Origin of the sequence: Natrinema gelatinilyticum (genome assembly GCF_024266705.1) — an archaeon.
In the GTDB taxonomy this organism is placed as follows: domain Archaea; phylum Halobacteriota; class Halobacteria; order Halobacteriales; family Natrialbaceae; genus Natrinema; species Natrinema gelatinilyticum.
In genome coordinates, this window is sequence record NZ_CP100756.1 from 1,238,467 (window position 1) to 1,264,073 (window position 25,607).

The 25,607-nt window shown below is 62.9% G+C and carries 32 protein-coding genes; 17 read left to right on the forward strand and 15 right to left on the reverse strand.

All coding sequences use genetic code 11. From position 1 onward, the window contains the following. Positions 1-107 precede the first annotated feature (107 nt). Entirely contained in the window at positions 108-566 is a 459-nt protein-coding gene (locus NJU76_RS06040; protein ID WP_254531890.1) for a pyridoxamine 5'-phosphate oxidase family protein, read from the forward strand. 96 nt (positions 567-662) lie between these two features. Here NJU76_RS06040 and NJU76_RS06045 read toward each other — a convergent pair whose 3' ends face one another. The 4 genes from NJU76_RS06045 to NJU76_RS06055 form a co-directional block, all read right to left on the reverse strand. Further along, positions 663-1,979, reverse strand: a complete 1,317-nt coding sequence (locus tag NJU76_RS06045; RefSeq protein WP_254531891.1) for a hypothetical protein — start codon at positions 1,977-1,979, stop codon at positions 663-665. A gap of 141 nt (positions 1,980-2,120) precedes the next feature. Continuing rightward, positions 2,121-2,960, reverse strand: a complete 840-nt coding sequence (locus NJU76_RS06050) for an ion transporter (RefSeq protein ID WP_254531892.1) — start codon at positions 2,958-2,960, stop codon at positions 2,121-2,123. A 120-nt stretch (positions 2,961-3,080) separates the two neighbouring features. Further along, entirely contained in the window at positions 3,081-3,317 is a 237-nt protein-coding gene (locus NJU76_RS27330; protein WP_486642017.1) for a hypothetical protein, read from the reverse strand. Between the two features lie 103 nt (positions 3,318-3,420). After that, positions 3,421-3,660 carry a hypothetical protein gene (locus tag NJU76_RS06055; protein ID WP_254531893.1) on the reverse strand — a complete coding sequence of 80 codons (240 nt, stop codon included), beginning with the start codon at positions 3,658-3,660 and terminating at the stop codon, positions 3,421-3,423. 119 nt (positions 3,661-3,779) lie between these two features. Between NJU76_RS06055 and NJU76_RS06060 the strand changes: the two genes are divergently transcribed. Together NJU76_RS06060 and NJU76_RS06065 are read left to right on the forward strand one after the other, a co-directional pair. Beyond that, on the forward strand, positions 3,780-5,027 hold the full coding sequence (locus NJU76_RS06060) for a sulfatase family protein (RefSeq protein WP_254531894.1): 1,248 nt from the start codon (positions 3,780-3,782) through the stop codon (positions 5,025-5,027). Between the two features lie 210 nt (positions 5,028-5,237). Next, on the forward strand, positions 5,238-5,480 hold the full coding sequence (locus tag NJU76_RS06065; RefSeq protein WP_256566677.1) for a response regulator: 243 nt from the start codon (positions 5,238-5,240) through the stop codon (positions 5,478-5,480). Between the two features lie 191 nt (positions 5,481-5,671). Here the strand turns inward: NJU76_RS06065 and NJU76_RS06070 are convergent, their stop codons facing one another. After that, positions 5,672-5,827, reverse strand: coding sequence for a hypothetical protein (locus tag NJU76_RS06070; protein ID WP_254531896.1), 156 nt, complete (start codon positions 5,825-5,827; stop codon positions 5,672-5,674). A gap of 665 nt (positions 5,828-6,492) precedes the next feature. On the opposite strand from NJU76_RS06070, the gene NJU76_RS06075 reads away from it, so the two are divergent. The 4 genes from NJU76_RS06075 to NJU76_RS06090 all read left to right on the forward strand — a co-directional run bounded on the left by NJU76_RS06075 (position 6,493) and on the right by NJU76_RS06090 (position 9,075). Continuing rightward, positions 6,493-6,885, forward strand: coding sequence for a cupin domain-containing protein (locus NJU76_RS06075; RefSeq protein WP_254531897.1), 393 nt, complete (start codon positions 6,493-6,495; stop codon positions 6,883-6,885). Further along, complete coding sequence (locus NJU76_RS06080; protein ID WP_254531898.1) at positions 6,885-7,079, forward strand: hypothetical protein; 195 nt, start codon at positions 6,885-6,887, stop codon at positions 7,077-7,079. Before NJU76_RS06075 ends, NJU76_RS06080 begins: the two co-directional genes overlap by 1 nt. Positions 7,080-7,151: 72 nt before the next feature. Continuing rightward, positions 7,152-7,997, forward strand: a complete 846-nt coding sequence (locus NJU76_RS06085) for a helix-turn-helix transcriptional regulator (protein WP_254531899.1) — start codon at positions 7,152-7,154, stop codon at positions 7,995-7,997. Between the two features lie 682 nt (positions 7,998-8,679). Next, positions 8,680-9,075 (forward strand): hypothetical protein, encoded by a 396-nt coding sequence (locus tag NJU76_RS06090; RefSeq protein ID WP_254531900.1) that lies wholly within the window; start codon positions 8,680-8,682, stop codon positions 9,073-9,075. Here NJU76_RS06090 and NJU76_RS06095 read toward each other — a convergent pair. Together NJU76_RS06095 and NJU76_RS06100 are read right to left on the reverse strand one after the other, a co-directional pair. Next, positions 9,016-10,437 carry a DUF389 domain-containing protein gene (locus tag NJU76_RS06095; RefSeq protein ID WP_254531901.1) on the reverse strand — a complete coding sequence of 474 codons (1,422 nt, stop codon included), beginning with the start codon at positions 10,435-10,437 and terminating at the stop codon, positions 9,016-9,018. The genes NJU76_RS06090 and NJU76_RS06095 overlap by 60 nt on opposite strands. 344 nt (positions 10,438-10,781) lie before the next feature. Beyond that, the gene (locus NJU76_RS06100; RefSeq protein ID WP_254531902.1) at positions 10,782-10,991 is read right to left on the reverse strand and encodes a hypothetical protein; all 210 of its coding nucleotides are present in this window, start codon (positions 10,989-10,991) and stop codon (positions 10,782-10,784) included. Between the two features lie 306 nt (positions 10,992-11,297). Here NJU76_RS06100 and NJU76_RS06105 point away from each other — a divergent pair, with 306 nt between their 5' ends. Beyond that, positions 11,298-11,984 (forward strand): glycosyltransferase, encoded by a 687-nt coding sequence (locus tag NJU76_RS06105; RefSeq protein ID WP_254531903.1) that lies wholly within the window; start codon positions 11,298-11,300, stop codon positions 11,982-11,984. Positions 11,985-12,060: 76 nt separating this feature from the next. Further along, positions 12,061-12,447 (forward strand): pyridoxamine 5'-phosphate oxidase family protein, encoded by a 387-nt coding sequence (locus NJU76_RS06110; RefSeq protein WP_254531904.1) that lies wholly within the window; start codon positions 12,061-12,063, stop codon positions 12,445-12,447. 33 nt (positions 12,448-12,480) lie between these two features. On the opposite strand, the gene NJU76_RS06115 is transcribed toward NJU76_RS06110, so the two are convergent. Next, a complete protein-coding gene (locus NJU76_RS06115; protein WP_254531905.1) occupies positions 12,481-13,077 on the reverse strand; it encodes an HAD family hydrolase in 597 nt (198 codons plus the stop codon). A gap of 168 nt (positions 13,078-13,245) precedes the next feature. Here NJU76_RS06115 and NJU76_RS06120 point away from each other — a divergent pair, with 168 nt between their 5' ends. Further along, a complete protein-coding gene (locus NJU76_RS06120) occupies positions 13,246-13,563 on the forward strand; it encodes a nucleoside triphosphate pyrophosphohydrolase (RefSeq protein ID WP_254531906.1) in 318 nt (105 codons plus the stop codon). A gap of 42 nt (positions 13,564-13,605) precedes the next feature. On the opposite strand, the gene NJU76_RS06125 is transcribed toward NJU76_RS06120, so the two are convergent. The 4 genes from NJU76_RS06125 to NJU76_RS06140 all read right to left on the reverse strand — a co-directional run bounded on the left by NJU76_RS06125 (position 13,606) and on the right by NJU76_RS06140 (position 19,797). Next, positions 13,606-14,754, reverse strand: coding sequence for a deoxyhypusine synthase (locus NJU76_RS06125; RefSeq protein WP_254531907.1), 1,149 nt, complete (start codon positions 14,752-14,754; stop codon positions 13,606-13,608). 536 nt (positions 14,755-15,290) lie between these two features. Further along, entirely contained in the window at positions 15,291-16,058 is a 768-nt protein-coding gene (locus tag NJU76_RS06130) for a Nif3-like dinuclear metal center hexameric protein (protein ID WP_254531908.1), read from the reverse strand. Positions 16,059-16,205: 147 nt separating this feature from the next. Continuing rightward, positions 16,206-18,683 (reverse strand): cbb3-type cytochrome c oxidase subunit I, encoded by a 2,478-nt coding sequence (locus tag NJU76_RS06135; RefSeq protein WP_254531909.1) that lies wholly within the window; start codon positions 18,681-18,683, stop codon positions 16,206-16,208. A gap of 283 nt (positions 18,684-18,966) precedes the next feature. Further along, complete coding sequence (locus NJU76_RS06140; protein ID WP_254531910.1) at positions 18,967-19,797, reverse strand: glycerophosphodiester phosphodiesterase; 831 nt, start codon at positions 19,795-19,797, stop codon at positions 18,967-18,969. Positions 19,798-19,905: 108 nt separating this feature from the next. On the opposite strand from NJU76_RS06140, the gene NJU76_RS06145 reads away from it, so the two are divergent. Next, entirely contained in the window at positions 19,906-20,163 is a 258-nt protein-coding gene (locus tag NJU76_RS06145; protein WP_254531911.1) for a hypothetical protein, read from the forward strand. Between the two features lie 190 nt (positions 20,164-20,353). Further along, positions 20,354-21,022, forward strand: coding sequence for an NADPH-dependent F420 reductase (npdG, locus tag NJU76_RS06150; protein WP_254531912.1), 669 nt, complete (start codon positions 20,354-20,356; stop codon positions 21,020-21,022). 182 nt (positions 21,023-21,204) lie between these two features. Here the strand turns inward: npdG and NJU76_RS06155 are convergent, their stop codons facing one another. Beyond that, complete coding sequence (locus NJU76_RS06155; protein WP_254521455.1) at positions 21,205-21,474, reverse strand: thioredoxin family protein; 270 nt, start codon at positions 21,472-21,474, stop codon at positions 21,205-21,207. Between the two features lie 118 nt (positions 21,475-21,592). On the opposite strand from NJU76_RS06155, the gene NJU76_RS06160 reads away from it, so the two are divergent. After that, positions 21,593-21,754 (forward strand): preprotein translocase subunit Sec61beta, encoded by a 162-nt coding sequence (locus NJU76_RS06160; RefSeq protein ID WP_097379553.1) that lies wholly within the window; start codon positions 21,593-21,595, stop codon positions 21,752-21,754. Between the two features lie 213 nt (positions 21,755-21,967). On the opposite strand, the gene NJU76_RS06165 is transcribed toward NJU76_RS06160, so the two are convergent. Both NJU76_RS06165 and sp36 read right to left on the reverse strand, forming a co-directional pair. Next, a complete protein-coding gene (locus tag NJU76_RS06165) occupies positions 21,968-23,002 on the reverse strand; it encodes a DUF7972 family membrane protein (RefSeq protein WP_254531913.1) in 1,035 nt (344 codons plus the stop codon). Further along, complete coding sequence (gene sp36 / locus NJU76_RS06170; protein ID WP_254531914.1) at positions 23,003-23,218, reverse strand: Sp36 family protein; 216 nt, start codon at positions 23,216-23,218, stop codon at positions 23,003-23,005. It abuts the gene before it with no gap. A gap of 247 nt (positions 23,219-23,465) precedes the next feature. On the opposite strand from sp36, the gene pdxT reads away from it, so the two are divergent. The 4 genes from pdxT (at position 23,466) to NJU76_RS06190 (ending at position 25,583) form a co-directional block, all read left to right on the forward strand. Next, positions 23,466-24,083, forward strand: a complete 618-nt coding sequence (gene pdxT, locus NJU76_RS06175) for a pyridoxal 5'-phosphate synthase glutaminase subunit PdxT (protein WP_254531915.1) — start codon at positions 23,466-23,468, stop codon at positions 24,081-24,083. Positions 24,084-24,174: 91 nt separating this feature from the next. Next, positions 24,175-24,642, forward strand: coding sequence for a bifunctional nuclease family protein (locus NJU76_RS06180; protein WP_254531916.1), 468 nt, complete (start codon positions 24,175-24,177; stop codon positions 24,640-24,642). After that, the gene (gene hisE, locus NJU76_RS06185; RefSeq protein ID WP_254531917.1) at positions 24,642-24,926 is read left to right on the forward strand and encodes a phosphoribosyl-ATP diphosphatase; all 285 of its coding nucleotides are present in this window, start codon (positions 24,642-24,644) and stop codon (positions 24,924-24,926) included. The genes NJU76_RS06180 and hisE overlap by 1 nt, the downstream gene beginning before the upstream one ends. Positions 24,927-25,085: 159 nt before the next feature. Next, positions 25,086-25,583 (forward strand): hypothetical protein, encoded by a 498-nt coding sequence (locus NJU76_RS06190; RefSeq protein WP_254531918.1) that lies wholly within the window; start codon positions 25,086-25,088, stop codon positions 25,581-25,583. Positions 25,584-25,607: the final 24 nt, after the last annotated feature.

Genomic DNA, 25,607 nt, shown 5'->3' on the forward strand with positions numbered 1-25,607 from the left:
AATGGTCGATAGTCCAGAAGAGTCAAACGTGTGAACATACCACGCCCCCATCGAGAGAGGTGACCCGACACTCGAGCTATTTCCCCCTCGCCGGCGAACGACCTGTCATGACCGAATTCCGCGGCGCCTGGACCGAGGACGAAGTCGAGACCTTCCTCCGGGAGACGACGGTCCCGATCCGGATCGCTACCCGTCGGCCCGACGACTCGCTGTGGCTCGTCGCGCTGTGGTATCGCTACCGTGACGGTGTGCTCGAGTGTGCGACCGGGGCGAACGCGACCCTGGTCGGATTTCTCCGTCAGGACTCACGAATCGCATTCGAGGTTTCGACGAACGACGTCCCGTATCGCGGAATCAGGGGCAGCGGGACTGCCGTAGTGACGAACGATCGCGACAAGGCCGTTCTCCGTGATCTCATCGAGCGCTACCTCGACGGGACGGATACCCCGCTGGCCCGGTGGTTGCTCGGCGACGACCGCGACGAGGTTCGCATCGAAATCGAACCGCGAGAGATCTACAGCTGGGATTACACCAGTCGGATGGGCGAAAGCAAACCGAACGCGTAACGGTGCGACGGCACCAGACGCCTCGAGAGCGAGTCCCTGTCTCGCTCTCCGGACAGATCACATCGGACCGAAAATCGGAGAGGCCAGCGACCGTCGTTACGCTCTCGGGGACGGCTCAGCATGTTCTATCTGCTCGGCCCGGCGCTTGATGCCCCGGAGCATTCCCCGCTCCATGACGAAGTGGGCGGGTTCCCAGAAGAGGTAGTTCGCCACCCGCTGGAGCGGCGGAACCGACGCGAACGGACCGATCGTGGATCGCCGCGGGTTCGAGCGCATGCGGGCCAGTAGCCGCGTCGTCTCTTCGTCGACCGACTCGAGGACGAACGCCCACGTCCAGGCCGGCGACTCGCCCGGCGGTCTGAGGACGAGCGCGCGCTCGGACTCGAGCAGGGCGACCTCCGGCGCCGATTCGGGCGAGTTGACAGAATAGTCCTCGGGTGCTAACCGGACGACGTCGCCCTCCGACAGATCCTGATACTCGGGGACGATTCGGTCAGCGTTGTGGATGTCAGCACCGACCGCGTTCTCGAGCCAGTCGTAGCTGTAGAAGCCGCCTCGATTCTGTCCGAGCTGGGCGAGCCATGGCCAGACCGCCTCGGCGGATGCGTCGATCTCGATCGCGTGAGTTACCTGATTCGTCGCGTCCGGGAGGAGGTCGTCGCCCGGAAGCGGCGACTCCGCCTTCCCGTCGGTCGTCCCCCAGCGGCGATGCCAGGGTCGGATCACGAGGTGATACGTGCCGGCGAGGACCAGTGCGACTGCCGCGCCGAGACGTCGGCGGAACGCACTCGACCGGGAGCGGTCTCCGCCCCGGTCGCGTTCTCGCTTCGGCGGTCGGCGTGCGATCGCCTCGGCGTCGGCCGCGATTCGCTCGAGCGCACGGGACATCACGTACCCCGCGAATGGGCCGATGAGTCGCCAGTACCGCCGGAAGTTTCTGCGGGCGCGCTCGCTCGTCGTCGCCGTGCGCGCCTCGTACGTCAGAAGCGTCCGTCGCTCGCCGTACGGCCGAACGGAGAGGCCGATCGCGAGTTTCGCGTACCCCGGATCGTCGAACGCCGCGAACGCCTCGGGATCGACGCGACGCCACTCGATAGCGGGCCGCCAAAATGTCCCGACGGCGCCGAAGACGAACTCCTCCCCCGGATGTTCGGCGAGTCGCGTCCACTCGTCGGTCCCGGTCACGTCGGCGAATCGGAGCCGCTCGAGCGGCGGGGTCGACGGTTTCCCGTCGAGCAGGCGCGAGCGGATCGCCGGAACGTCCCGCAGTCGGGAAAGCGCACGCACGATCGGTCCGGTGTCGGTCAGGTCGGCCTCGAGCATCGCGTCGTACGTCGTCTCGGGATCGGCCTCGACGATTGCGTGTCGAACCACAGTAACATCGTAGTCGGGCAGGTACCGGTCGATGAGCATCGACGGATCACTCCCGACCGGAGACCCGGTTGTAAACGGATGTCGCATCAGGTCTCCCGACGTCAGCCGAGGCAAAAGAAAGAACACGCCGCATGTGCCGGTTCGACGGCTCGTTCACGGGAACCGATTCGGGTCTGCTGCTTACTCTCGTGAGTCGAGTTCCTGGTAGATGACGTGGCCGCACGCCTTGCAGTGGGACGCATCTGGATCGTGATACGACAGGCCGCAGTTCGGACAGGTGACGGCGACCTTTCCCCTGTGACTCCACTCGCGGACGATCTTGCTCCCTTGCCACGGGATGACGATGATGCCCGCAAGGATCGCAGCCACCGTGACCCACCGCCCGCCGGTCGTCACCGGGACGACGTCCCCGAATCCGACGGTCGATAGCGCCACCACGACGTAGTAGAACGCGTCGCCGAACGTGTCGACCGCAGGATTGGCTGCGTGTTCCGCGCTGTAAAACAGTCCTGCGGAGACGAAAAAGAGGGCAATGACCGTCAATAACAGTTTCAGTGCACGCAACGCATTGTCCGAAATCGTCCCGAAAAAGAACTCTGCGTCCTGCGTGAAGCGGTAGAACCGAAGGACTCGAACGACCCGGACGACGCGGAGGAATCCCACGCTGGCAACAGTCGCCACTCCCGGCCAGACGACCACGAGGAGCGTCGGCAGGATCGCGATCAGATCGACAAGGGAGTAGGCGTTGAGCGCCTCTGCGAGACGGTTTTCGGCGCCGTACAGCCGCAGAATGTACTCAAGCAGAAATATCATGGCGATGGCTACCTCGGCGTTCCACAGGACGGTTCTGACGGACGACGAGAGTGGATACGTCTCCGCGACGAAGATGGCGACGAAGACGAGATTCAGTCCCAACAACGCGACGTCGATCGCCTTTCCCAGCCACGTGCGGTGGTCCAACAGGTAGAAGCGAACGAGCGCTCGAGTATCGCGACTCCGAGTCGACGATTCGGCCGGCATTCGACAGCGACACTTCGGGATCGAAATACGTAGACCCTCGGATCACGCAGAGAGCGATCCGTTCGACGTCGAGCGAGAGCCTCACGTCCGGGTGTCCACCTCGTCGAGCAACGGACGGAGTCAGCTGGCGGAGGCAACACTCGTTCGGCAGTCGGTGACGTCCGTCGCGACGACGCGGCCGAACCCGGTGAGTTCGAACGCACTGTCGGTTTCCGTGAACATTCGCTGTTCGACGAGCGAATCGATCGCTCGGTGGATGGTCGACTGGGAGCACGACGTTTCCGCCTCGAGGTCGCCCGGCCGTCTTCGGTCCCTCCAGAAGGCGAAATCGGCATCACAGTTACCCCCTCGAGACACGACGGTCGTTCAGTTCGCGTGCCGACCACGAGAGGAAGAGCAGCGTCCAGAGAGCGATTTCGGAATCGGCCAGGTCAGATGGCGGCTACTGGCACCAGCGGGTTCAGCTGCTCAGATAGCCGAGCGACTCGAGACGGCTCTCGACTTCGTCTTGGTCGACGGCATCGTAGTTCACGCTCTCGTCATCCGAAACCGCGGCCAGTACTTCCTCGACGACGAACTCGATGTAGGCGCTCGCGTCCTCGAAATCGGTGTACGCGAGACGCTGTTCGACATCGTCGACGAGGCTGGACGGGAGTTCGACGGTGGCGATGTCTTCTGTCGTGACATCGGAGTATGACATAGGGGACTGAACCTCCTACTAGCGTAAAAAGGTCGTTATCGTTTACTCGATTCACGTACGCAGCAGCCGTGTTTACCATCTGAATAATAACGCCCGCTCTCGGACTCCGTATCGGCCGTATGCCTGACGGCAAGAGCGTGGTCCTCGTTACGATCGACAGTTTCCGTACTGACTACTGCGGCGTTGCTGCGGGTGAAGGCGACACGATGCCCACGCTCGCGTCCTACGCGGAAGACGGACTGGTGTTCGAAAACGCGATTGCACCGGGTGCCGCGACGTTCGATTCGGCGACGTCCTTTCTGACTGGAATGAACCCCGTCGAACGACCGGGCGCGGACGGCGGGAGTCGCGAGGAAATAAAAACGCACGTCCGGGAACACATGACCGCCCGACGGAGCATCGCCGAGGAATTCTCCGAGCGGGGATACGACACGGCTGCGTTCACCGCGAACCCCTGGACCTCGCGGTACTTCGGGTTCGACGCAGGGTTCGACCATTTCGAGGACTTCATGGAGGAAGACGCCTCGAGTGGCCTCCTCGAAGGGGGTGAACAGAAGAGTACTGTCGGGAAGCTAATGATGAACGCCGTCAACTGGTGGCAAGGCCAGGACATGTTCATGTCCTGGGAAGCACTCGCGGACGAAATTACCGAGTGGACGGCCGACGCCGACGAGCCGTACTTCCTGTGGGTCTTTCTCGTCGACAGTCACTTGCCCTACCTCCCACCGCCTAAGTACCGGACACAGTCACGGCTGAAAACCTATCCCGCGAATATGGGGCTGTTTCTGGGCCGGGACCTCCCGTTCGAATCCGCTCTCCACGACGTGTTGACGACGGCCTACGAGAACACCCTGAAGTACACGGACGAGTTCCTCAGCTCTCTCACCGACGAAGTCGGTGATGACCCGCTGTTCGTCGTCCACGGAGATCACGGCGAGGCCTTCGGCGAACACGGCATGTACGGCCACGGACGGCAACTGTACGACCCTATCGTAAACGTCCCGCTCGTCGTCTGCAACGGGCCGTCGGGACGCATCGAGGAACCATTCTCCCTCCGCCGACTGCCGGCTCTGTTGTCCGGCCTCGCACGCGGTGACGAGACGATCCCAGATCGGCTCACCGAGCCTTACGTGTTCTCCTCGACTCGCATGCCGAACGTCTCCGTCCGCGGGAAAGACTGGAAATACATCTGGTCGCCGGACAAGCGCGAACTGTACGACCTCACCGACGGTGAGGACACCGAACTCGACCACGAGGACCTCCGTGCGGCCGGACAGGACCTCGTCGAGTTCTGGCAGACGTCCCAGTCCGAGAAGGAACGGGTCATCGCCGCTGCGGCCGATCTCGCCGAGAGCGGTCGAGTGTAGCCGCTCGACCCATCAGCCTCGATCGGAGCCGTATCCGACGCGGACGCGAGCGGCTCCAAAGCGGACTCGAGCGATACGTGCTCGGGTACCGGTCTCTCGTGGGATCGAAGACGCGGGACCAATCACTCATGTCCGACCACCGCCGGTCGAAGAAAACCGATGAACCGGTCGAAATCTTTCTCGACCTGAATCTGCCAGGTCTTTCTCGACCTGAATCTGCCAGGCATCGACAGGTGCGAGGTGCTCGAAACGATCAGAGCCGATCCGAATATTCGCCGATTTCCGGTGATCATATTCACGGGTTCCGACGCCTGCGAGGACATCGAACGGTGTTACGCCGCGCGCGCCAACGCCTACCTGGCGAAGCCGGACGCCCCCGAGAGATTTCGGGGACTCGTCGAGACGGTCGAGCGATTCTGGCACGAGCAGGTGCAATTGCCGCCGCGCTCGTAAGTCCCCGCGGCCGCCGCGACTGTCACGAGACGCCCCGTCCTTCGTCAGCCCGGAATCGGTAGCGACATCGTATCGAGCGCGACGCGGTGCGCGGATGAGTGTCGCGTCCCCCGAGCGCACGGTACTTGCCACCCCAGGCCTCGTCGGTCGTCACTCGAGGTCGACACCCCCGGTCAGAGACTCCGTCCGCGTTACTCGTCGGCCGCGTCCGTCGTCTGCGGGGAGGGCAGCTGACAGCCACAGGGCCAGGCGAACCGGCCGAGGTCTCTCGAGTCGAAGCGGAACGCGATGGCGATGGCCCGGCCGCAGCCGGGGCAGGGACCGAGTAGTGACTCGTCGGTGGTCATCGGTACTGCTGGTAGCCGGAGCGTCGGTGTGCTGACGGTGGGACGCGACCGTGATGTGACGGTGGTTCGCGGCCGTGCAGTCGCTCAAGCGACGTGCCACAGGTAAAGCTAATCGGGTACGAACGCTGTGCGTGGCGTGCGAGACTTTTATGTCTCGGAAGGCAGTATGGAATCATGCTTGCAAAGCGTGGTCGCTTTGGAAGCGCACTCGGGTGTTACAGCACCCGGGTCTTTCGTGCGGACCCCGTGGAGCGTTGCTTCCACTTCGTGAGTCAACGATATCGTACTTATAATTATTGGAATTGCTTGTGAGATATATTGACTGGGTCAGCAGTTACGGCGACGGATCATCGGCAGAACAGGCTCATAGCACCGATGTGGACAGTATTGTCTGAGCAGGAGGCGACCCGATTGTCGTTGTTGGGGATGGTCGCACGTTAGACAGAGGTCTGGTACGATTTTATCGTAGATTGCCAGAATATTCACACCGTGAATATCTTCACTAGATAACTACACGTTCCATCGTGCCGTCCGTTACGGTACTGGGAGGAAGACTATGCAGACGACTCGCTCAACGCGCGGTATCCGACCCGCGGCTTCTCCGTTCCGGGCCTCGAGGCCCGAGTTCGGGAGACGAGTCGACCTCTCAGAAACGGGTGACTGAAATGAGACAAGACAAACGAGACGTGACGGTCAAGATCGACACGCCAGACGCCGTGGCCCGCCAGGAAATGGGCTTCGGGGATGCGAGTCCGTACGGAGAACTCAGCGGAGAATACTTCACGCTGACCGCCGGAACGGATATTTCGGCGCTCCTGCGGGGGCTCGAAGACGACCTCTGCCAGTGCCCTCACTGGGGGTACGTCCTGGACGGAACGCTCACCGCCAGTTACGCCGATGGAAGCGAGGAGGTGACGCGAACGGGCGAGCTGTTCTACTGGCCGCCGGGCCACACGGTTCGAGCGAACGACGATTCGGAGATCGTCATGTTCAGCCCGCAAGACGAACACGCGGCCGTGATCGATCATATGCTGCGGAAAATGGATGAGAGCGCATAATGGGGTCCGAGTCAGCGCGGCCAAATCAGACGCTGGTCACGGAGGTCGCCTGTCCGCGGTGCGACAGCCGGGTCGAGGTTTCGATGCCGGACCGCGATGCCGAGCCGACGGTGAGCCCGACCGTCGCGGCCTTCGGAGACCACACCGTCGTCCACTGTCCGGCCGAGCACAAGTTCTGGGTGTACTTCTGCTGAGGACAGACGGCCCTCGCACCTGTTTTCGTGATTCGTGCGAACAATATTGTACCCACAATGCGATCCATTAGCATGGACCCCGCAATCCAGGACATCGAGTTTCTGGCGCGGTCGGAACACCGCATCGCCGCACTCGAGGCGCTGTTCGAACAGCGACGGGATCGACGCGAGCTCCGCGCCGTCACGGAGGCGTCCGATCCCACAATCGGCCGCATCGTCCGCGATTTCGAGGACCGGTCCTGGATCGTCCGTGACGGCCCGTACTACGAGCTCACACCGCTTGGCGCGTTCGTGACCGAGCGGTTCCTGAAGTTGCGCGAGGGAATGCGAACGGGGAACACGCTTCGAGAGGTCTGGCACTGGCTGCCCCGAGAGATGGAGGGCTTCGCCGTCGAACATTTCGAGGACGCCGTCGTCGCATACCCCGGTCCGAACTATCCCTACGAACCCGTCGATCGGGTCACCTACTTGCTCGAGTCGACCGATACCATCCGGGGACTCGGGACTACGATCTACAAGTCCGGCAATCTCGAGGTGTTCTGCCGACGCGTCCTCGAGGGAATGGCGATGGAGTACATCTATTCGCTCCCGGTCCTCCGGGCGATCGTGAACTGGGACTCCGATCTCATCTCGCGGGCGTTCGAGTGCGACAACTGCACCGTCTTCCTGCACGATTCCCTGCCGGACGACAACCGGTGCGGTCTCAACATCATGGACGATCGTATCGGCATCTGCGGCCACGACCCCGACTCCGCACAGCTCGAGGCCGTGATCGACACGGCCTCCCCCGAGGCCCGTGACTGGGCAGAAGCCGTCTACGAACAGTGTCGGAGGGACGCGCGTCCGTTCGATCCCGAGGAGTTGGTCGCTGCTGGAGAGGAAACTGGGGAAGCGTTGCTCCACGTCGAGCCACGGTAACGACGGCCGATGCAGTCGCTCGCCAATGGTGTGTGAAGACGGACGTGAGCCACCATCGAGTTTGATGAAAATGGAGTGCTCGTGTGAGTGACGCGGCCTCTCGCGCGGCGAGGTCGTCCGTCAGAAGAACTACCTTGCGTTCTTTTGTGACCGCTAACGCGGCGCGTTCTCCTGCGTCCAACTACTTCGGACTCGATTCTATTCTCGTCCGCTTCGACGAGCTCGTACGAGAGGCCAGGAAAACCGTCCAAAACACCACCTCTCTCGATTTCGTCGTAGACGGCTTCCGAAATTAGGAGCGTATTAAACGCCGACAGTAGTTCGAGTGAATCGATTTTGCCGAGGTGAATGAGCGGGAGCGGCCCTGCGTCCGAAACAGTCACAAGCGTCACGCGTTCAGGCCCCAGTCGACGTCTACCTCGACAACCTCGCTCCCATTCTGCGCGCTCGACTGTCGTCCGACCAACCCGTTCGATTGCATCCTCGCGGTCGAGTTCGCTATCGAGATACTGTGCGAGTAGGAGGTCCAGTCGGTCGACCGACTCCACGTATTTCGAACGCGCGTTCGAACAGTCCTAATGTCATCGCCGTAGCGAGCGAACCGGTCTTCAAAGAGGTCACCTCTGGCGATCACGTCGGCCGGACGCAACGTTTTGGGGCGCCACGTCCTACGAGACAGCAGATGGACGCCGAACGCTGGTGGCAACCGTTCGTCGAGGCCGTTGCGCTCGTGTGGATCGTGCTGTTCGTCGTCGACGTCGCGGTCAGCTTCGACTTGCTCGTCGTCTCCGAGTCACTCACAGAGACGATTCGGGGCGTCCTCCAGTGGCTCCTCGTCGTCTTTCTCCTCGATGTCGCGCTCCTCTATCGGTGGTCAGACCACGGACCGAAGAGGTTCGTTCACTCGAACTGGTTCCTCATCCTCACCGTGGTCCCGTGGTTCCGGCCGTTCCGGCTACTTCGCATCGGCCGACCGATCCGCGCGCTCCGGCTCCTCTCCAGGTCACGCCGGGTCGGCTCATTCCTCAACAAGATCCGTCGGAAGTGCCACAGTCTGTGGCATCGACTCCGCGACTGAGGACTCCACCAAGCGCGCCAGCCACTCATCGACGTGCCACCACGCGCTCCGTCCGTCGGCGGCGTCGCCGACCGTAGCCGCGCGCTGGTAGTCGACGAACCGAACGTCGACGTGGACCGATCGGCTCGTCCGCGCGTCGATCTCGGTCTGCAGGTTCTCCGCCAGTCCCTCGTATTCGAGACCGCTCGAGCGCCCCACAGTCACTGTCACCGAGACCTCGTCGCTGAACACGCTCGCGTCGTTGTACTCGGTCTTGACGCTGGCGAGTTCCAGCGAACTGTACTCGGCGTCCTCGAGTACGTCGTGAACTTCGTTGTTCGCCTGCTGTTCGAAGACGAGGTGCTGGTACGTCCCGAGGACGGTCAGCGCGACGACGACCAGGAACAGGAGGACGACGATGGCATACGCGCCCGTACGGAGCGAGACGGCGGCGTTCTCGCGGACGTTGCGGATGACCGACGAGCGATAGCCGAGCGCGATGAGCGTGAGGTACGCGGTGAGGTTGATGAACACGATGTTCATCAGGAGCAGGACGAGTCCGCCCGCGACGACGAGCGGCTCGCCCCAGGCCGTCCCGATGCCGGCCGCGGCGGCGGCGGGAACGATGGCCGCCGCAACGGCGACGCCGGCGAGTGAGACGGGGAGGTCGGTCGCGAGCGCGAGCGCGCCGGCGAACCCGGCCGCGATGGCGATGACGAGCGTCAGGAGGTTCGGCGTGCCGAACGCGCTCACCTGCCCGACGCGACCGATGTCCAGCGTCGGCTGGACGAACCCGGTCTGTTGTAAGAACACGCTCATCACGACCGCACCGACGTACGCGATGACGAGGCCCGTTGCCTGCGACGTGGCGCTGTCGACGACCATCTCGCGGTCGCTGATGACGGCGCCGACGCTCGCAGAGAGCGTCGACCCCGCGAACGGCGCGATCACCATCGCGCCGACGATGACGATGGCAGAATCCAGCAGGAGGCCGCCGACCGCCACGATCGCGCTCGCGATCGCGAACGCGAGGTACGTGGCGGTATCGGGTGTCAGGTCCTCCGCGCGCTCGCGAATCTCGGTGTGCGAGGCGCCGCGCCCGCCTTTCGGTCCCTCGACGTAGCGGTCCGTTATCTCCTCGACGTTCGGGACGCTCGCCCGATCGACGTCCGTCACGACAGTATACGTCTCCTCGTCGAGTCCAGCGTCGTACAGGTGTTCGAGAACCGTGTCCACGGCGCCCGTCGGGACCGGGATTTCCGCCAAACTCCCGTCCCGGCGACCGTCGGCCTCGCTGAAGAGGAACTCAACCTCCATCTCCGAGAGCACCTTCCGTACCGCGTCTTGGTCCTCGTCGGGAACGAAGACCCGAATGAGTCTCATACCGAACGATCGGTGTGTACTCGTTTTATTAACAGCTTACTACCGGCCAGCAACAGTGAGAATATGAGGCGGCACGGGACGGTACGTCAGCTACCAACGGTGATACGTAAGTGAAACGGCCTCGGCACTCATAGGGCTCGTCACAACCGGGTGCCGAGTCCGGCTCGGAGCGGGTGCATCGTCATCGGCCACCTGAGCGTACGCCCATCGTTCCAAAGACGGTTTGGATTCCCGGCGAGTCCACCGCGTCACGTCATTTCAGACGGAGCGGTCACGGAGTTCGACGACCACAGGAATCCCTCGAGAGCACCCACAATCCCAGAAACGCACTCGAGAACAGCCCCTTACGCGGCTTCGTCCGACGTACCGGTCGCAAAGGCCGCGTTCCACTCGTCGATCAGGTTCTCGAGCCGGGATCGGTCCTGGTGGGAGAACGTCTGCGGGGCGCGTTCGGTGGCTGGCCGTAGGTCCTCGGTGACGGTGCTTGAGGGAGTCGTTTGCGTTCGGGTTCGATTCGGCGTCGGTTCGGGTCGGGAGAGGTGTTGTGTGCTCATGTCGGTCGGGTGGTGGTGATCGTCGAAAATCGGTACTCGTCGGCGACGGACTCAGGCTACTACGTGTACGTGTACGACCGACATCTCTACTCACCCCGTTTTCGACCCATAATAATAAAAGTTCGTGAGGTACATTCTCTCGCGAGGCAGGTGTGTGAAACGAGATACTATGGCAAAGAGTCGTGCAACAGACGACGGGCAACCGATCCGAACGTGGATGGGGCACTCGTTCTGCATCGCTCTCTGCCGATACTATTCTCTGCCGATAGTTTGAGAAGCCGCGGCCACATCCCCTCGAGTAACAGGATGGCGAGCGACGATCGAGACGGTGCGGCGGACGTCGACGTCAGCTTCGTGGTACCCGCACGAAACGAGGTCGATTACCTCGGAGCGACCCTCGCGAGCCTCGTCGCGCTAGACACCGACTACGCGTTCGAGGTGATCGTCGTCGATGGCGGCTCCTGCGACGAGACCGTTGCGATCGCCCGCGACTACGACGTGACGGTCCTCCAGGAAGGCGGTTCGAGCATCGCGGCGGCGAGGAACCTCGGCGCCGACCGCGCGAGCGGAGTGTGGCTCGCTTTCGTCGACGCGGACACGCGAGTCCGGCCAACCTATCTGACCGAACTGCTCGGCTTCGTCGAAGCCAACGGGCTGGCGGCGGCGAGTTCCTACTGTCGGATTTCCGGCCCGCTGCGTGCCAAACTGATGGAGGCAACGATCAACCACGTCTTCTCGCGGCTCGAATACCCCATCCTGCCGGGGTTCAACTGCTTCGTCCACCGGCGCGCCTTCGCGGAGAGCGGGGGCTTTCCAGTGGTGGCGAACGAAGATACGGCGTTCAGCCGGGGGCTCTCGAGGCGACTGCCGACGGCGTACTATCCGTCAGTGCTGGTCGAGAGTTCCGGTCGCCGGATCGCCGAGTACGGGCTCACCGGAACGCTGTGGCACTACGCGCGACTGGACGTCAAACGACTCCGGGCCGTCGAGTGAGCGAAGCGGCGGACTCCTGCGAGCCACCGATACCGACGTGCCAGCCCTTTTCGTCCTCGCCGTCGGTGATAGGACCGTGTCGACCCTTCCAACGGAGGCGGAACGACTGCTCGAGAGCGAACCGGTGATAGCTCACCTGGGGACCTGCGTCGAGGGACGCCCCCACGTTGCGCCGGTCTGGTACCGATACGCGGACGGGATCGTCGAAATCGTCACGACGGGTCGAAAGCTGGCGAACGTCAGGCGGAACCCGCGCGTGTCCCTGTCGATTCAGAAGGACGATGCGGGCCAAACGCGCTGGATGGTGTCCCTGCTGGGGACGGCGACGGTGATCGAAGACGAGGCCGAGACGACCGCAGCCCGCCGTCGGATCAACGAGAAATACGGCGCCGGTCCCGACGCCTACGCCGACAACACGCTGGTCCGGATCGACGTCGGATCGGCGACGTACCGGACGTACTGATCCCGATGTGGCGCATGGCGACGTCGGTTCGGATCAGCGTCGAAAGAGACCCTGTGGGAGATCGCCGAATCCGCCGCCGTCGTAGCGGGCTGCGGTCCACCCGGCGTTCGTCGCCCCGTCGACGTCGGTATCGCTGTCTCCGATCATTCCGTACCGATCAGCCGGCAGTCGATCCTCGAGCAACCGATACGGTGGCGTATCCGGCTTGTGGGCACCCACCTCGTAGGAGGTGACGACCGCGTCGAAGTAGGTATCGAGGTCGTGGGCACGAAGCTTCGCCAGTTGCCAGTCACGGAGTCCGTTCGTGAGCACGCCGAGGTCGTACGTCTCGGCCAACCGTTCGAGATCCTCGTGAGCGTTCTGCGGCGGCGACAGTGACTCGATCTCACGCTCGAGGAGGGCGTTCGCATACGGTTCGGGATCGGTACAGCCATCGATCCGGGCGAACGCCCGACGAATCGGGTCGGGCTCGAGTGCCGAAAAATGCTCGAAGAACGCCTCGTCGTACGCCTCGAGCCACTCCTCGGGTGCGTCTCCCCGGACGTCTGCGATTGCGCTGGCCAGGAGATCGCGGTAGTTTCGACTCGTGCAAAGCAACGTTCCGTCGAGATCGAAGACGATAGCCGTCATATCGAAGCGTTCTCGAGAGGATGAGTCAAACGTGTCGGAAGATGTTTGACTGATCGGGGTGAATCGTGACGAGACGGCTACGAGAATCTCCCCGTTTTCCCGGCCCATTTTCGAGCGTCGTTCAGTGTGTTCGAAATGTTCACAGACGCGTCACGAGAACGGCGACCTGTGACCCGAAGATACGACAAACTGGTCCGGGACGACATTCCGAAACGCATCGAACGAAACGGGGACGTCCCGATCGTCCGAACAGCGAGCGACGACGAGGAATACGAGGAGTACCTCCACGAGAAACTCAGAGAAGAGGTCGAGGAGTACGAAGAGAGTCAGAATCCTGAGGAACTCGCGGATATTCTGGAAGTGATCCGCTCGATCAGGGAATTCGAGGGGCTTTCTGAACGTGAGCTTCGCGGCCTCCGTGACCGGAAAGCCGAGAAGCGAGGGAGGTTCGCGGAGCGAGTTATCCTCGAGCGAGTCGAATCGTAGCGCTGGTTGACGACGGGCGTCGGACCTAGTTTCCGGTCGTCACTACCTGTTTCGCTCGAGACGCTCGCGCGCCGCGGCGACCACGAGTGGGAGCGTGATCGTCGCGTCGGCGTAGACGGAGGCGTTCTCGGCGTTCTTCTCGAGTTTGCCCCATGAGCGAGCTTCGTCGAGGGTCGCGCCAGAGAGGCCGCCGGTCTGTTTGGGGTCCATCGTCAGCTGGACGGCGTAGTCGTAGGCGCCGGGGGTGACGAGCATCGTCTGGAGGGTAAAATTCTTGGGGACGCCGCCGCCGACGACGAACGCGCCAGCTTCGTCGGCGTCGAACGCGATGTCAGTCAACGGTGTCATGTCGGCCAGCGCGTCCAGCGAGAACGCGGAGGTCTGGGAGTACATCCACGCCTGGAGCCCGAGGACCGAGTCCTGGACGGCCGGGCAATAGACCGGTACGTCGTTCTCGTACGCGGCAGCGGCGATGCCGGAAGTCTCGTCGATGTCCTCGCGCGCGTTGATTTCGGCGTTGGCCCGCCCGAGTTCCTCGGTGAGCCGCTGAATGGAGACCGCCCCCTCGTCTTCGCATTCCGCCTCGAGGACCGGAAACACCTCCCCGCGCAAGTGGGATTCGAATGTCGCGAAGAACTCCTGGGGGAGATAGACGTTGTAGATGCGGTCGACGCCCTCGTCCCGCAGCGTCTCGTCGTGTTCGCGTTCGGTCTTGCCTTCCGCGTGGACCTCGCCGTGGTGATGCTTGCCGCCGATGGCCTCGATGGCGTCGTGAGTGAGGTTTGCCCCGGTGGTGACGAGAACGTCGATGTAGCCGTCGCGGATCAGGTCCGCGACGATCGCCCGCATTCCCGTCGGTACCATCGCGCCCGCCAGACTGAAGAAGACAGTCACGTCGTCGTCGAACATCGCCTCCGTCACGTCGACCGCCTCGTGGAGGGACGCCGCACCGACCCCGGCGTTGCCGTACTCGTCCGCGAGGTCGCCGACCGTCATGCCCGCGCGGACCTCGGCGTGACCGATCGGGTCGTGCGAAAACGTGTGGCGCTCGGGTTCGTGGTGGCCGGCCGCCCCGTCGTCGTCTCCGTGGTCCGGCCCCTCGCTGCCGTGGTCGTGTTCCTCGCCGTTGGTACCGTGACCCTCGCGTCCGGTATCGCGTGTCTCGCTTCCGCTATCGGAGTCGTCGCTCATGTCCTCTGCTCCGCGAGCCACCGGTTTGAACGTCGCGGTCTCGCTTCTCCAGCCCGTCCCGACGTCGTGTCGGGCGCCGGTTCCTACCGTCCTCGACGCAACCACCAGACCGGAATCGGACAGGGGACGGTGCTCGCGCTCGAGACGCCGACGACGCCACCGCCCAGACGGCTCCGGCGGTGGAGAGCGCACGAAGGCAGGCCCATCGAGTCTGTGGATCGGTCGTCGTCATGGCTGGGCACCCGAAATCGAATTCGGGCGATGCCAGACAGTCAGCGAACGCTGACTATCGTTATCGGCTGACTGCCAGACTTCCACGTCGGTCGGTGACAGTTGGCGTGACTGAAACGATCGGTAGGATACGTGTAAACTACCCCCCTACTCGCTCACTTCGTCTCGCTCCTCGAGCACGGGGGTCCACCTCGAATTACAGAGGTTCGAGGAGAAAGCCCACGACTGCAGTCGTGGGAGGATGTCAGGCTGAACAACTCCATCGGCGGGCGCAGCGTCCGATTCAGCCCGTCGATCTGTCACCACTACAGCCCGGTCGGAACTTCGAGATACGTCGTCTCGAGGCCCCATTCCTCGACCGTGTCCCGAATCGAGCGCACGCCGAACGTCTCGGTGGCGTAGTGGCCCGCGAGGACGACGTTGATACCGGCCTCTCGCGCTTCGTGGTAGACCTGCTGTTTGCCCTCGCCGGTCACCAGGACGTCCGCACCTGCCGCAACGGCTTCGTCGAGCCAATCGGTCCCGCTGCCGGTGACAATTGCCACGTCTTCAATCTCGTCGGGACCGAACGCGAGCAGGCGAACGGACTGGCCGCCGGTTTCGAGGGACGCCGCGAGGCGCTCTCGCAACTCCTCGGGCGCGTACGGCTCGGATGCCGACCCGCGCTGGCCGACGTATTCGGGGCCGAGTTCGCCGAAGGGGGATCGGTCCTCGAGTTCGAGCAGGTCGGCGACGCCGGCAGCGTTGCCGAGATCCTGGTGGCCGTCCAGCGGGAGATGAGAGACGTACAGCGCCACGTCCTGCTCGACTAGCGGCGCGATCCGGTCGTACGTCCGGCCCGTCACGCGGTCGAAACCGCCCCAGGAGAGTCCGTGGTGGACGACAAGTAGATCTGCGTCGGCATCGAGCGCACGGTCGACCGTCTCGCGAACGCCGTCGACGGCGAACGCGACGCGCTCGACCTCGGCCTCGTCCGGGCCGACCTGCAAGCCATTCGCGCTGGCGTCGATGTCGGCGTAATCGGCGGTTCGGAGTTCCTCGTCGAGTCGGTCGACGACGCTCGAGAGTTCCATACCGAGCCGTTCGCGCGCGGTCTCCTTGTATCCGGCTGGTTTCGACCATCACCGCGTCCGACGGTCGCAGTCACTCGCGGGACCGCACTCCGGAGACGGAACGCAACGCGAAATCGAAAACCCACTGCCGAAACCGCTGCTCCCGCGCTACATCAGGTAGAACAGCGGGAAGAGGAACACCCAGACGATGTCGACGAAGTGCCAGTAGAGCCCGAAGTACTCGACCGGGCGCTCGTCCTCGAGGTAGGCGTCGACCGAGACGGTCCGGTAGATCATGAACCCGGCGATGAGGAGGCCGAGGATGACGTGCAACGCGTGCAAGCCGGTCGTCACGAAGTACATTGAGTACTGGAGGTCGGAGAACCAGTAGATGCCGTGGGAGAACTCGTAACTCCACTCGTAGCCCTTGACCCCGAGGAACGTGAGTCCGAGCAGCACCGTGGCACCCATCGATGCCAACAGCCCGCGTTTGTTCCCGCGTTCAGCCATCACCAGTCCGAGGACGACCGTGAAACTCGAGGTCAGCAGGACGTAGGTGTTGACCAGACCGATGAACGACGAGGGCGGCACGGTCTCGACTTCGCCCCAGCCGGTGTGGAGGCGCATGAAGATGTACGCGCCGATGACGGCGCCGAAGACGACGACGTCCGACGCCAGGAAGAACCAGACGCCGGTTTTCGTCGTTCCGACCCCTTCGAAGGGCCAGCGCTCGGCAATCGCCATCTCGGGCGCGTGAAACCGTTCGCGCCCGTACTCGAACAGCGTGTACCCGAGGACACCGACGCCGAGGACCGAGAGGACCGGATAGAGGATGTTCGGGCCACCCGGGGGCTGGGACCCGGCGAACTCGAGCCCGCGGTTGGTCGCGAAGGCGGCGACCCAGGACGTCATCCCCGACAGTCCGAGGAACGTGACGAACATCCCGAACCCGATGCCGAACGGCCAGATACTCGCGTGATCCTCGTGGTCCGCCTCGAGCGCTGCGGCGTGGTTGGCTCGCTCGTGCGTGGCCGCGCCACCGTCGGTCGCGGTCGTCGCATCGTCGACGAACTCGAGCGACCCACTGGCGTAGCTCGGCCGGTTCGGCCAGTTCTCGAGCGGTGGCGGCGACGTCGTCGCCCACTCAGCGGTTCGGGAGAACGTCCACGGATTGTCCGGGGCGTCGGGGCCGTCCACCAGGCTCTTCCCGAGCGTGATGAACACGAGGAGGAACCCGAGTGCGAGGACGTACGCCCCGACCGTCGCCAGCTGGTGGAACAGCTGGGTGCCCTCGGGGTAGTGGAAGACGCGCCGCGGGGTCTCCCAGGCGAGGAACATCGGGAAGTAAAGCAGGTTGAACCCGATGAAGTAGACGGCGAAACTGAGCTTGCCGAGTGCCTCGGAGTACATCTTGCCGGTGATCTTCGGCCACCAGTAGTAGAGGCCACCGATCAGCGCCGTGACGCCCGCGACCATCACGTAGTGGAAGTGCGCGACGACCCAGTAGGTGCCGCGGAACTCGTAGTCGAGGACGACGGCGCCCAGGAACACGCCCGTAATCCCGCCCAGGATGAACAGCAAGAGCGCGCCGAGGTTGAAGAGAAACGGCGTCGTGAACCGGACGCGTCCCTTGACCATCGTGTAGATCAGTGAGAAGACCATCAGGTCGAACGGTAGTGAGATCCCAATCGTCGTCGCCATAAACAGCGTCTTGATCTCGAGGTTGATCGTCGTTAGGAACATGTGGTGCATCCAGACGAGGAACGACTGCACCGCGACGAGAACCATCGCGATGATGACCCACTTCCGGCCGACGAGTCGGCGGCCACAGAAGGTCTGGAACGCCTCGAAGATGATCCCGAGCGCAGGGAAGAAGACGATGTACACCTCCGGATGGCCGAAGAACCAGAAGATGTGTCCCCACAGCAGGCTCGACCCCTCTGCCGTCGAGGAGAAGTACTGGGTGAGCAGGATGCGATCGGTGAGCATGAGGATCAGGGCAGCCAGCAACGCCGCGAAGGCGAACAGCATCATCCAGACCGTCAACAGGGTGCCCCACGTGAACAGCGGCATATTCCAGGTTCCCATTCCCTCGGCGCGGCACCGGTGAATCGTCGTCAGGAAATTCACCGAGCCGAGCGTGACCGACATGACGAACAGGGTCAACGCGAGAATCGTCGTATTTCCGCCCATCGTCAGCGTATAGCCGGGATTGTAGATCGGTACGTTCAGCGGGGCGTACATGTACCAGCCGTTCGCCCACGTCGTTCCCTGAAAGAACGAGAGCAAGACGAGGATTCCCGAAAACAGGTAGAACCAGTAACTCAGGGCGTTCAGGCGAGGGAACGCGAGATCCTTCGCCCCGATCTGTAACGGGACGATGTAGTTCGCGAGGCCGAATCCGAACGGCGAGATGAACCAGAACACCATCAGTAATCCGTGGATCGAAACCGCCTGATTGTATTCTGTGTTCGTCAGAAATCCGGTTCCGCCGGCTTCCCACAACTGGATGCGAAAGAGTAACGCGAGAACGCCGCCGGCGACGAGCAGGAAAAGCGAGGTCACCAGATAGAGGATTCCGACATCCTTGTGATTCGTCGTAACTAGCCACCGCTTAACGGTCCGCCGTGGCGGAAAATCACTCATCCGGGCCCACCCCGCTGTCGAAATTCAGACGAGAGTCGAAGACGGCCACCGGCAACACCGAATCGGCGAGGCCCTCATACCGACGGTCGAGTCGTCTCCGTAAGTGAACGACGGAAACCATACTCGACAGATCACCACGATTCGCCGTATTAAGGTATCCAATGCGTTTGCAGGCGTTACTTGTAGGGCGGGAGCCGGTCTAGTCCCGCGTTCTGCAGGATCGAACGTGAGCGCCCGATAGCGCCCGATAGCGCCTGATAGCGGTGTCGTCCCGCGTCCGGCGCTATCGCTCGCTCGAGTTTCCACTCAGTCCGGGATAGTCGGCGACGATGCCGTCGACGCCCGCCGCGGCGAGCTCGTCGAACTGGATCCAGTTCGTCGCCGTCCAGACGTTGACCGCACGCCCCTCCGCGTGTGCCGTCTCGAGGACATCTGGCTCGAGTTCCGAATCCAGGAAGTCGGCGGCGTCCGTGTCGGCTCGATCCGTTTCGCGGATCGTGTGTCGGGAGGGATGAACCGCCTCACAGTCGTAGCGGCGCGCGACCTCGAGGCCGGCCTCGGGGTCGTCCCAGATCAGCGGGGCGGCGGGATAGTCGGCGACCTCGCGGAGCGCCGCGATCGCGCCCTCGCAGAACGACGAAAAGAGAAGTTCTCCCCGAAAGGTCCTGCAGACGGCGACAACTCGCTCGACGAACGGTTGCCAGACGTCACGGCGCCGATCGCGTTCAGCGGGCAGAAGCGATTCACCGACCCGCAGATCCTGGCACCCCGGGTTCTTCAGTTCGACGTTCACGCCGACCGTCTCGGGGACGGCCGCGAGCAGAGACGCGAGAGTCGGAACTGTCGCCGCTGTGCCGAGGACGCGCGCTTCCTCGAGGTCCGCGAGCGGCGTCTCCCAGACGAGGCCGGTCGCATCGGTTACCGGTCGGCCGTCGCGGGTCCCCTCGAGACGCTCGTCGTGGACGACGACCGGCGTTCCACAGGCCGCCGGCTGAACGTCAATCTCGAGCATCGCGGTCTCATCGTGTTCGACCGCACGTTCGACGGCCTCGACGGTGTTCTCGGGGGCGATCCCTGCATACCCGCGGTGGGCGATGACGGCGGGGTGTGTCATACCGGATCGACGAGTGGCCGGGTAATGGAAGCTGTGGCGTGGCGTTCGAGTCGCCACCGTGGCACTTCCCGGCCCGTCTTTGATCCGTTCGCCCCGCGGACACCCGCTATGGCCGAGACCACGCTCGCGGACGCCGAACGCGCGCTCGCCCAGGCAAGCGACCTCGAGACCGAAGATGCTGTCACGGTGTTGCGAACGGCTCGACAGAATCTCCGGGAGAAACGAAACGATCCCGACGTCGACGAGGTGCGACGAGAAGAACTCGAGACTCGACTCGAGCAGCGCATTCGGGTGGTGAGGGCTCGAGACGCGTACGATGGCGGGCTCGGATCGGCGATGAACCCGACCGAGGAGGACGCGCCCTAGGAGTCGCAACCGAGGCACCGAAACGGTCGAAATCGAGTCACCGAAACGATCGGGACCGACGCACCAGAGTGGGGGGAGCGCAGTTTAAACGCTCAGGAGAGAGACGGCCCCATCTGAGGAGTGTCCGAGAATCCGGCGAGATCGACCGACGTTCGGCCCTTTTATCCGGTTGCCCTCCAGAGGGATTCGTATGCGAATTGCACTACTGGGCGGCACTGGCGATATCGGTGAAGGACTCGCACTGCGCTTTGCCCGAGATACGGACCACGAAATTCTCATCGGCTCGAGAGACCCCGAGAAAGCACGTGGTGCGGTCGCAGAGTACGAAGACGAGCTCGCAGATCGCGGTGCCGAAGCCGACGTCAAAGGCTTCGCCAACGAGATGGCGGCCGACCGGGCCGACATCGTCGTCCTCAGCGTCCCGCCGTACTACGTCGGTGACACCGTCGAAGGGGTCGCGGATAGTCTTGACTCTGACACGGTGCTCGTCACGCCTGCTGTCGGCATGCAAGGCGACGAAGACGGGCTGCACTACCACCCGCCGAGTGCCGGAAGCGTCACTGAACTCGTCGCCCAGCGGGCCCCCGACGAGGTTCCCGTCGTCGGTGCGTTCCACAACCTGGCCGCAGACGCGCTCGCGAACCTGGACAACGAACTCGACCTCGATACGCTGATCGTCGCCGACGACGAAGCCGCCGGCGACACCGTCCGCACGCTCGCAAACGAAATTTCTGGCCTGCGCGCGCTGGAGGCCGGTCCCCTCGCGAACGCCGCAGAAGTCGAGAGTGTCACGCCGCTGGTCATCAACATCGCGAAGTACAACCAGGACATGCACGACGTCGGTGTGAAGTGGATCTAGGCGACGGCTCGGGTTTCGAGGAGCGGTGACATCCTCCCCGCCGCAAACAGCGGTGATATCCCGTTCCGATGGGTCTTCCGTAAATCGTTTCGCACCGTCCCCTGAGCCGTTTCGCGACGAGCGGTACGCGAGCGCGAGCGCTCGTCGGACGGGAAACGGAGAGAACTGGCGGATCGTCGTCCCTACGCGCCGGCGGATTCGAGGGCGTCTTCGATGTCGTCGCGCTGGGTGACGCCAACGAAGCGTTCGACGATGCCGTCGTCGTTCTCGATGATGAGCGTCGGCAGTGAGCGAACCTGATACTCGTTGGCGATGTCTTGCTGTTCGTCGACGTTGACTTTCTCGACTTCAAATCGGCCCTCCCAGTCGTCCTCGATGTCCTCGAGGATTGGATCCTGAGTCTTGCACGGTCCACACCAGTCCGCGTAGAAGTCCTTGAGAGTAACGGTCATGCGGTCAGCGGTAGTTACGCCGCGGCGCGCATAAGGGTTTCCCACGGCCACCACGTTGCCGTTATCGGCGACGACATCCAGTCGAAAGGTTTAGTTCGGGGAAGACGTAGGAATGGGCATGGATAAAGGACAGAACACCGGCGGGCTAATGTCCAGTGCCGGCCTCGTCCGGTACTTCGATTCGGAGGACTCGAACGCGATTCGTATCGATCCCAAAACGGTTATCGCGTTCGGCGTCATGTTGGGCGTGCTCGTCCAGTTGCTGACGTTCGTCTCGTGATGCCGACGGTCGTCGCGTAACTCGAGTAACTCGACTTCCTTTTACTCGAACCACTTCCGGACGCGCCAGCGCACCTCGAGGAGCGCCGCCGCTCGGGATTGACGTGACTCCACTCGGACCGGTAGTGGCAGGCGCTCCGGATCGACAGTGATAGTCGAGCGAATTCGATCGATCGGCGGGATGGTCGGGTTCGTGACATCCCGAACCGATGTGTTATCGCTGCGAGTCACGGAGTATGAGCGGCTCTATCGCGAGCGTTCGTTTTGCGATCGTGACGATTCGGAGGACGTACGCCGTGAACAATAGAAACGGCACGAGCGTGATGGTAAACGCGAGGCCGATCGCCCACGTCATGTTCGTCACGCCGAACGTGCTTCCGGGGAACGTTCCCGCGTCGACGACCGTGAGCATGACCCCGGCGACGACCAGCGCCGGGACTGCCGCATAGAGGATCATCTGCGAGAGCGTCACGAGCGCCCATTCGAAGTACAGCGTCTTGACGTGTTCCCGTGCTGGCCCGAACAGGCTCAAGGCAGTCTTCAGATCGTCGAACAGCTCCATCTCGTCGGCAGAGAGGTCGTCTTCGTATTTGTTGACGATCCGTTCGACCTGAAAGATCTTCCAGCCGTAGTTGAAGTTGAGCGCGGCGAACAGCACGGAAAAGTCCCCGAACGACGCCCCCTCGAGCTGGTCGCGGACGTGTTCGGAGTTTCCGACGAGACTGTCGGTGAACTCGTCGATTTCCCCGCGGAGTTGCTCGTTTTCGTTCTCGGAGAAATCCTCACGGATCGTCTCGGCACGACGCTGAGCGACGAGAATGATTTCGCGAAGGAACGTCGACGGATCGGCCGGACTGGGCGATCCGATCAGCTCCTCGGTGAAATCACGGAAATCCATCGAGTTCTCCATTCGAGCGCGCTGCTCGCCGAGTGGCCCGTTCTCCTGAGAAAGGACCAGCTGACCGATCGTGACGACGAGCGTCGTGGCGGTGACGATGGCCGTTATCATCGTCGAAAACATCGTCTCGATCGTGTCACCAGTTCTGAGCTGCGGCATCAGCGGTTGCGGGAGGAGGGTGACGGCCGCGACGAAGCCGACGAACACGAAAAGCGCCAGGAACGCGGTCACCTGCAGACGGCTCGCGGCGAGGAGTAGCCAGATTTTGAAGCGGCTCTCGCCTGCGCGCTCGCGCATCGTGTCCGCCGTCCCGATGTCGGAAGACGCGTCGGTGCCGTTGCTCACGTCCATTCACTCCTCGTTGGTACCGTCGGCAGTCTCGGCCGGGCGTTTGAAGACGAGGTATTTGGTCCCACCACCCGTATAGTCGATCGTTTCGACGAGTTCCCAGCCGTCTTCGCCGTGATCGTTCAACTGGGCTTCCGGATCCTCGGCCTCTTTTTTGGTTTCACCGCGAGACGGTCTGACGGTCTTGTATTCCCATCGACGCACACTGACTCGGCTCACGGTCACGGTACGTCTTCGATCGCACTAAACGTAGGGGACCAGCACCAGCACCATCCGTCCGGAAACTGAACATACTCGAACCGTAGTCCGGTTCGGGCCACTGGAACGACCTCGAGGTGTCCCCGTAGGACCGCTGTCCACCGATCGGCAGTTCGACGATCGTTTCCAGCAGTTCCTGTGAGCGACACCCACCGCTGCCTGCGGCGATGGCGCGACGTTTTTGGCGATACCGTCCATACCCGTGAGCATGTCACTGACGGCAGGCGTCGTCGCGGTTCAGGGCGACGTGTCGGAACACGCGGCCGCCATCGAACGGGCGGCGACGGCCCACGGCCGCGAAGTCACCGTCCACGAGATCCGTGGGTCGGGAATCGTCCCCGAGTGCGATTTGCTTGCGATGCCCGGCGGAGAGTCGACGACCATCTCCCGGCTAATCCACAGCGACGGGATCGCGCCCGAGATCCAAGACCACGTCGCAGCGGGGAAACCGCTTCTCGCGACCTGTGCCGGACTGATAGTCGCCTCGAGCGACGCCGGAGACGACCGGGTCGACGAACTCGACGTGATCGACGTAAGCGTGGAGCGCAACGCGTTCGGCCGGCAGAAAGACAGTTTCGAAGCCCCGGTCACGGTCGCAGGGCTCGACGACCCGTACCCGGCGGTGTTCATCCGCGCGCCCGCGGTCGACGCAGTCGGCGAGGCCGACGTGCTGGCGACGTGGGACGAGCGGCCGGTCGCGGTCCAAGACGGTCCGGTCGTCGGCACCTCGTTCCACCCGGAGCTGATCCCGGACAGTCGGATTCACGGCCTCGCGTTCTTCGAAAACGAGGCGGCGGCGGTACCGGCCCTCGAGGACGTCCAGTAATGCCGCTCAGTGCGACCGAGGCCCCGTGGCTCGGGCACTGCATGCATTCGCGACCGGACCTGTTTTCTCCCTCCCCCACAACGGTCTGGGTATGCAGGCATCTATCGACGCGGTCCGCGTCGCAGGGACTCCGCAGGGACCAGTCCCGGTAGTCGTCCTCGCCGTCGACGGAGAAGACGACATCGTGCCGATTTTCATCGGATTCAACGAGGCGACGAGCATCGCCCGCGGACTCGAGGCCGAAGATATCGGACGACCACTGACACACGACCTCTTGCTCGACGTCATGGAAGAACTTGGGAGCCGAATCGATCACATCGTCGTCAACGAGATTAAAGAGCGAAGCGACGGCCAGGGAGGGACGTACATCGCCGACATCCACCTGGCGACGCCTCGCGGCGAGACAGTCGTCGATGCTCGTCCGAGCGATTCGCTCGCACTGGCCGCCCGGACGAACGCATCGATCGAGATCACTGATGACGTCTTCGAGGACGGCCGAGACGAACGCGAGAAGTTCGACGAACTCGAGGACATCAGAAACATGTCGGGTGAGCTGTGATGGACGAGGTACTCAAGGACCTGTTCACCGTTATCGAAGCTCGGAAGGAAACATTACCTGAAGATTCCTACACCGCCTCGCTGTTCACACACGAAAAAGGCGAGAACGCGGTACTGGAGAAACTCGGGGAGGAGACGACGGAACTCGTACTGGCCGCGAAAGACGACGATCGCGAGGAAATCGCCTACGAGAGCGCGGATATCGTCTACCACCTTCTCGTCCTGCTCGCAATGAAAGACATGGATGTCACGGATCTCGTGGCGGAACTCGAGGCCCGCCGCTGAGCGATCGTCTCGGTGTCGGACCAGGACGAACCGGGCGAACTGCATGCGGACCGTTATGAGGAGTGTGTCGAGGAGTGCAGGTGACATCCTCCCACGACTGAACAGTAGGTGCCGAAGTAGCTAAGTCGTCGTTTTCGTCGTCGGTGACGAATCAACAGTATGATCCATGCGACCGAGGCAAAACACCTATCTCGTGCAGCTACCTCTCTGTTGTTCACGCGGCTCGATTTTGCGACGAAATCGAACGGGCAGTATTCGAGCGAGGACTTTGAGAAAGTCCTCGCTCGAAGTGCCTTCGACGGCGAGTTTGTCCATACGACCGCGAAAGAACTGCAGCTCGCTCGAGGAGAAGACATTGACCTTCAGCAACGGAGTCCGCTCGCGAAATCGCTTCTCTACCATCTTCGTGGATTAAGCCCGGACGCCATCGACGCCCAGTTCGATGGCGTTCGGGCAGCCACGTTCGCTCACGCCCGCCAGCAGCGGGCGTTCGCTCGTCCTGTCGACGTCGCGCTCGATATTCACGAGTGGCTCTACTACGGCTCGGCCGAGACACCGCACGTCTGTGCGATCAATCCAGACCGTGGAACGAACCTTGCCTACGCATTTGTGACGCTCTGTGTCGTCGATCCAGCGGTTCGGCTGACACTGGCGTAGGAATCGATCGAGGCGGATGACTCC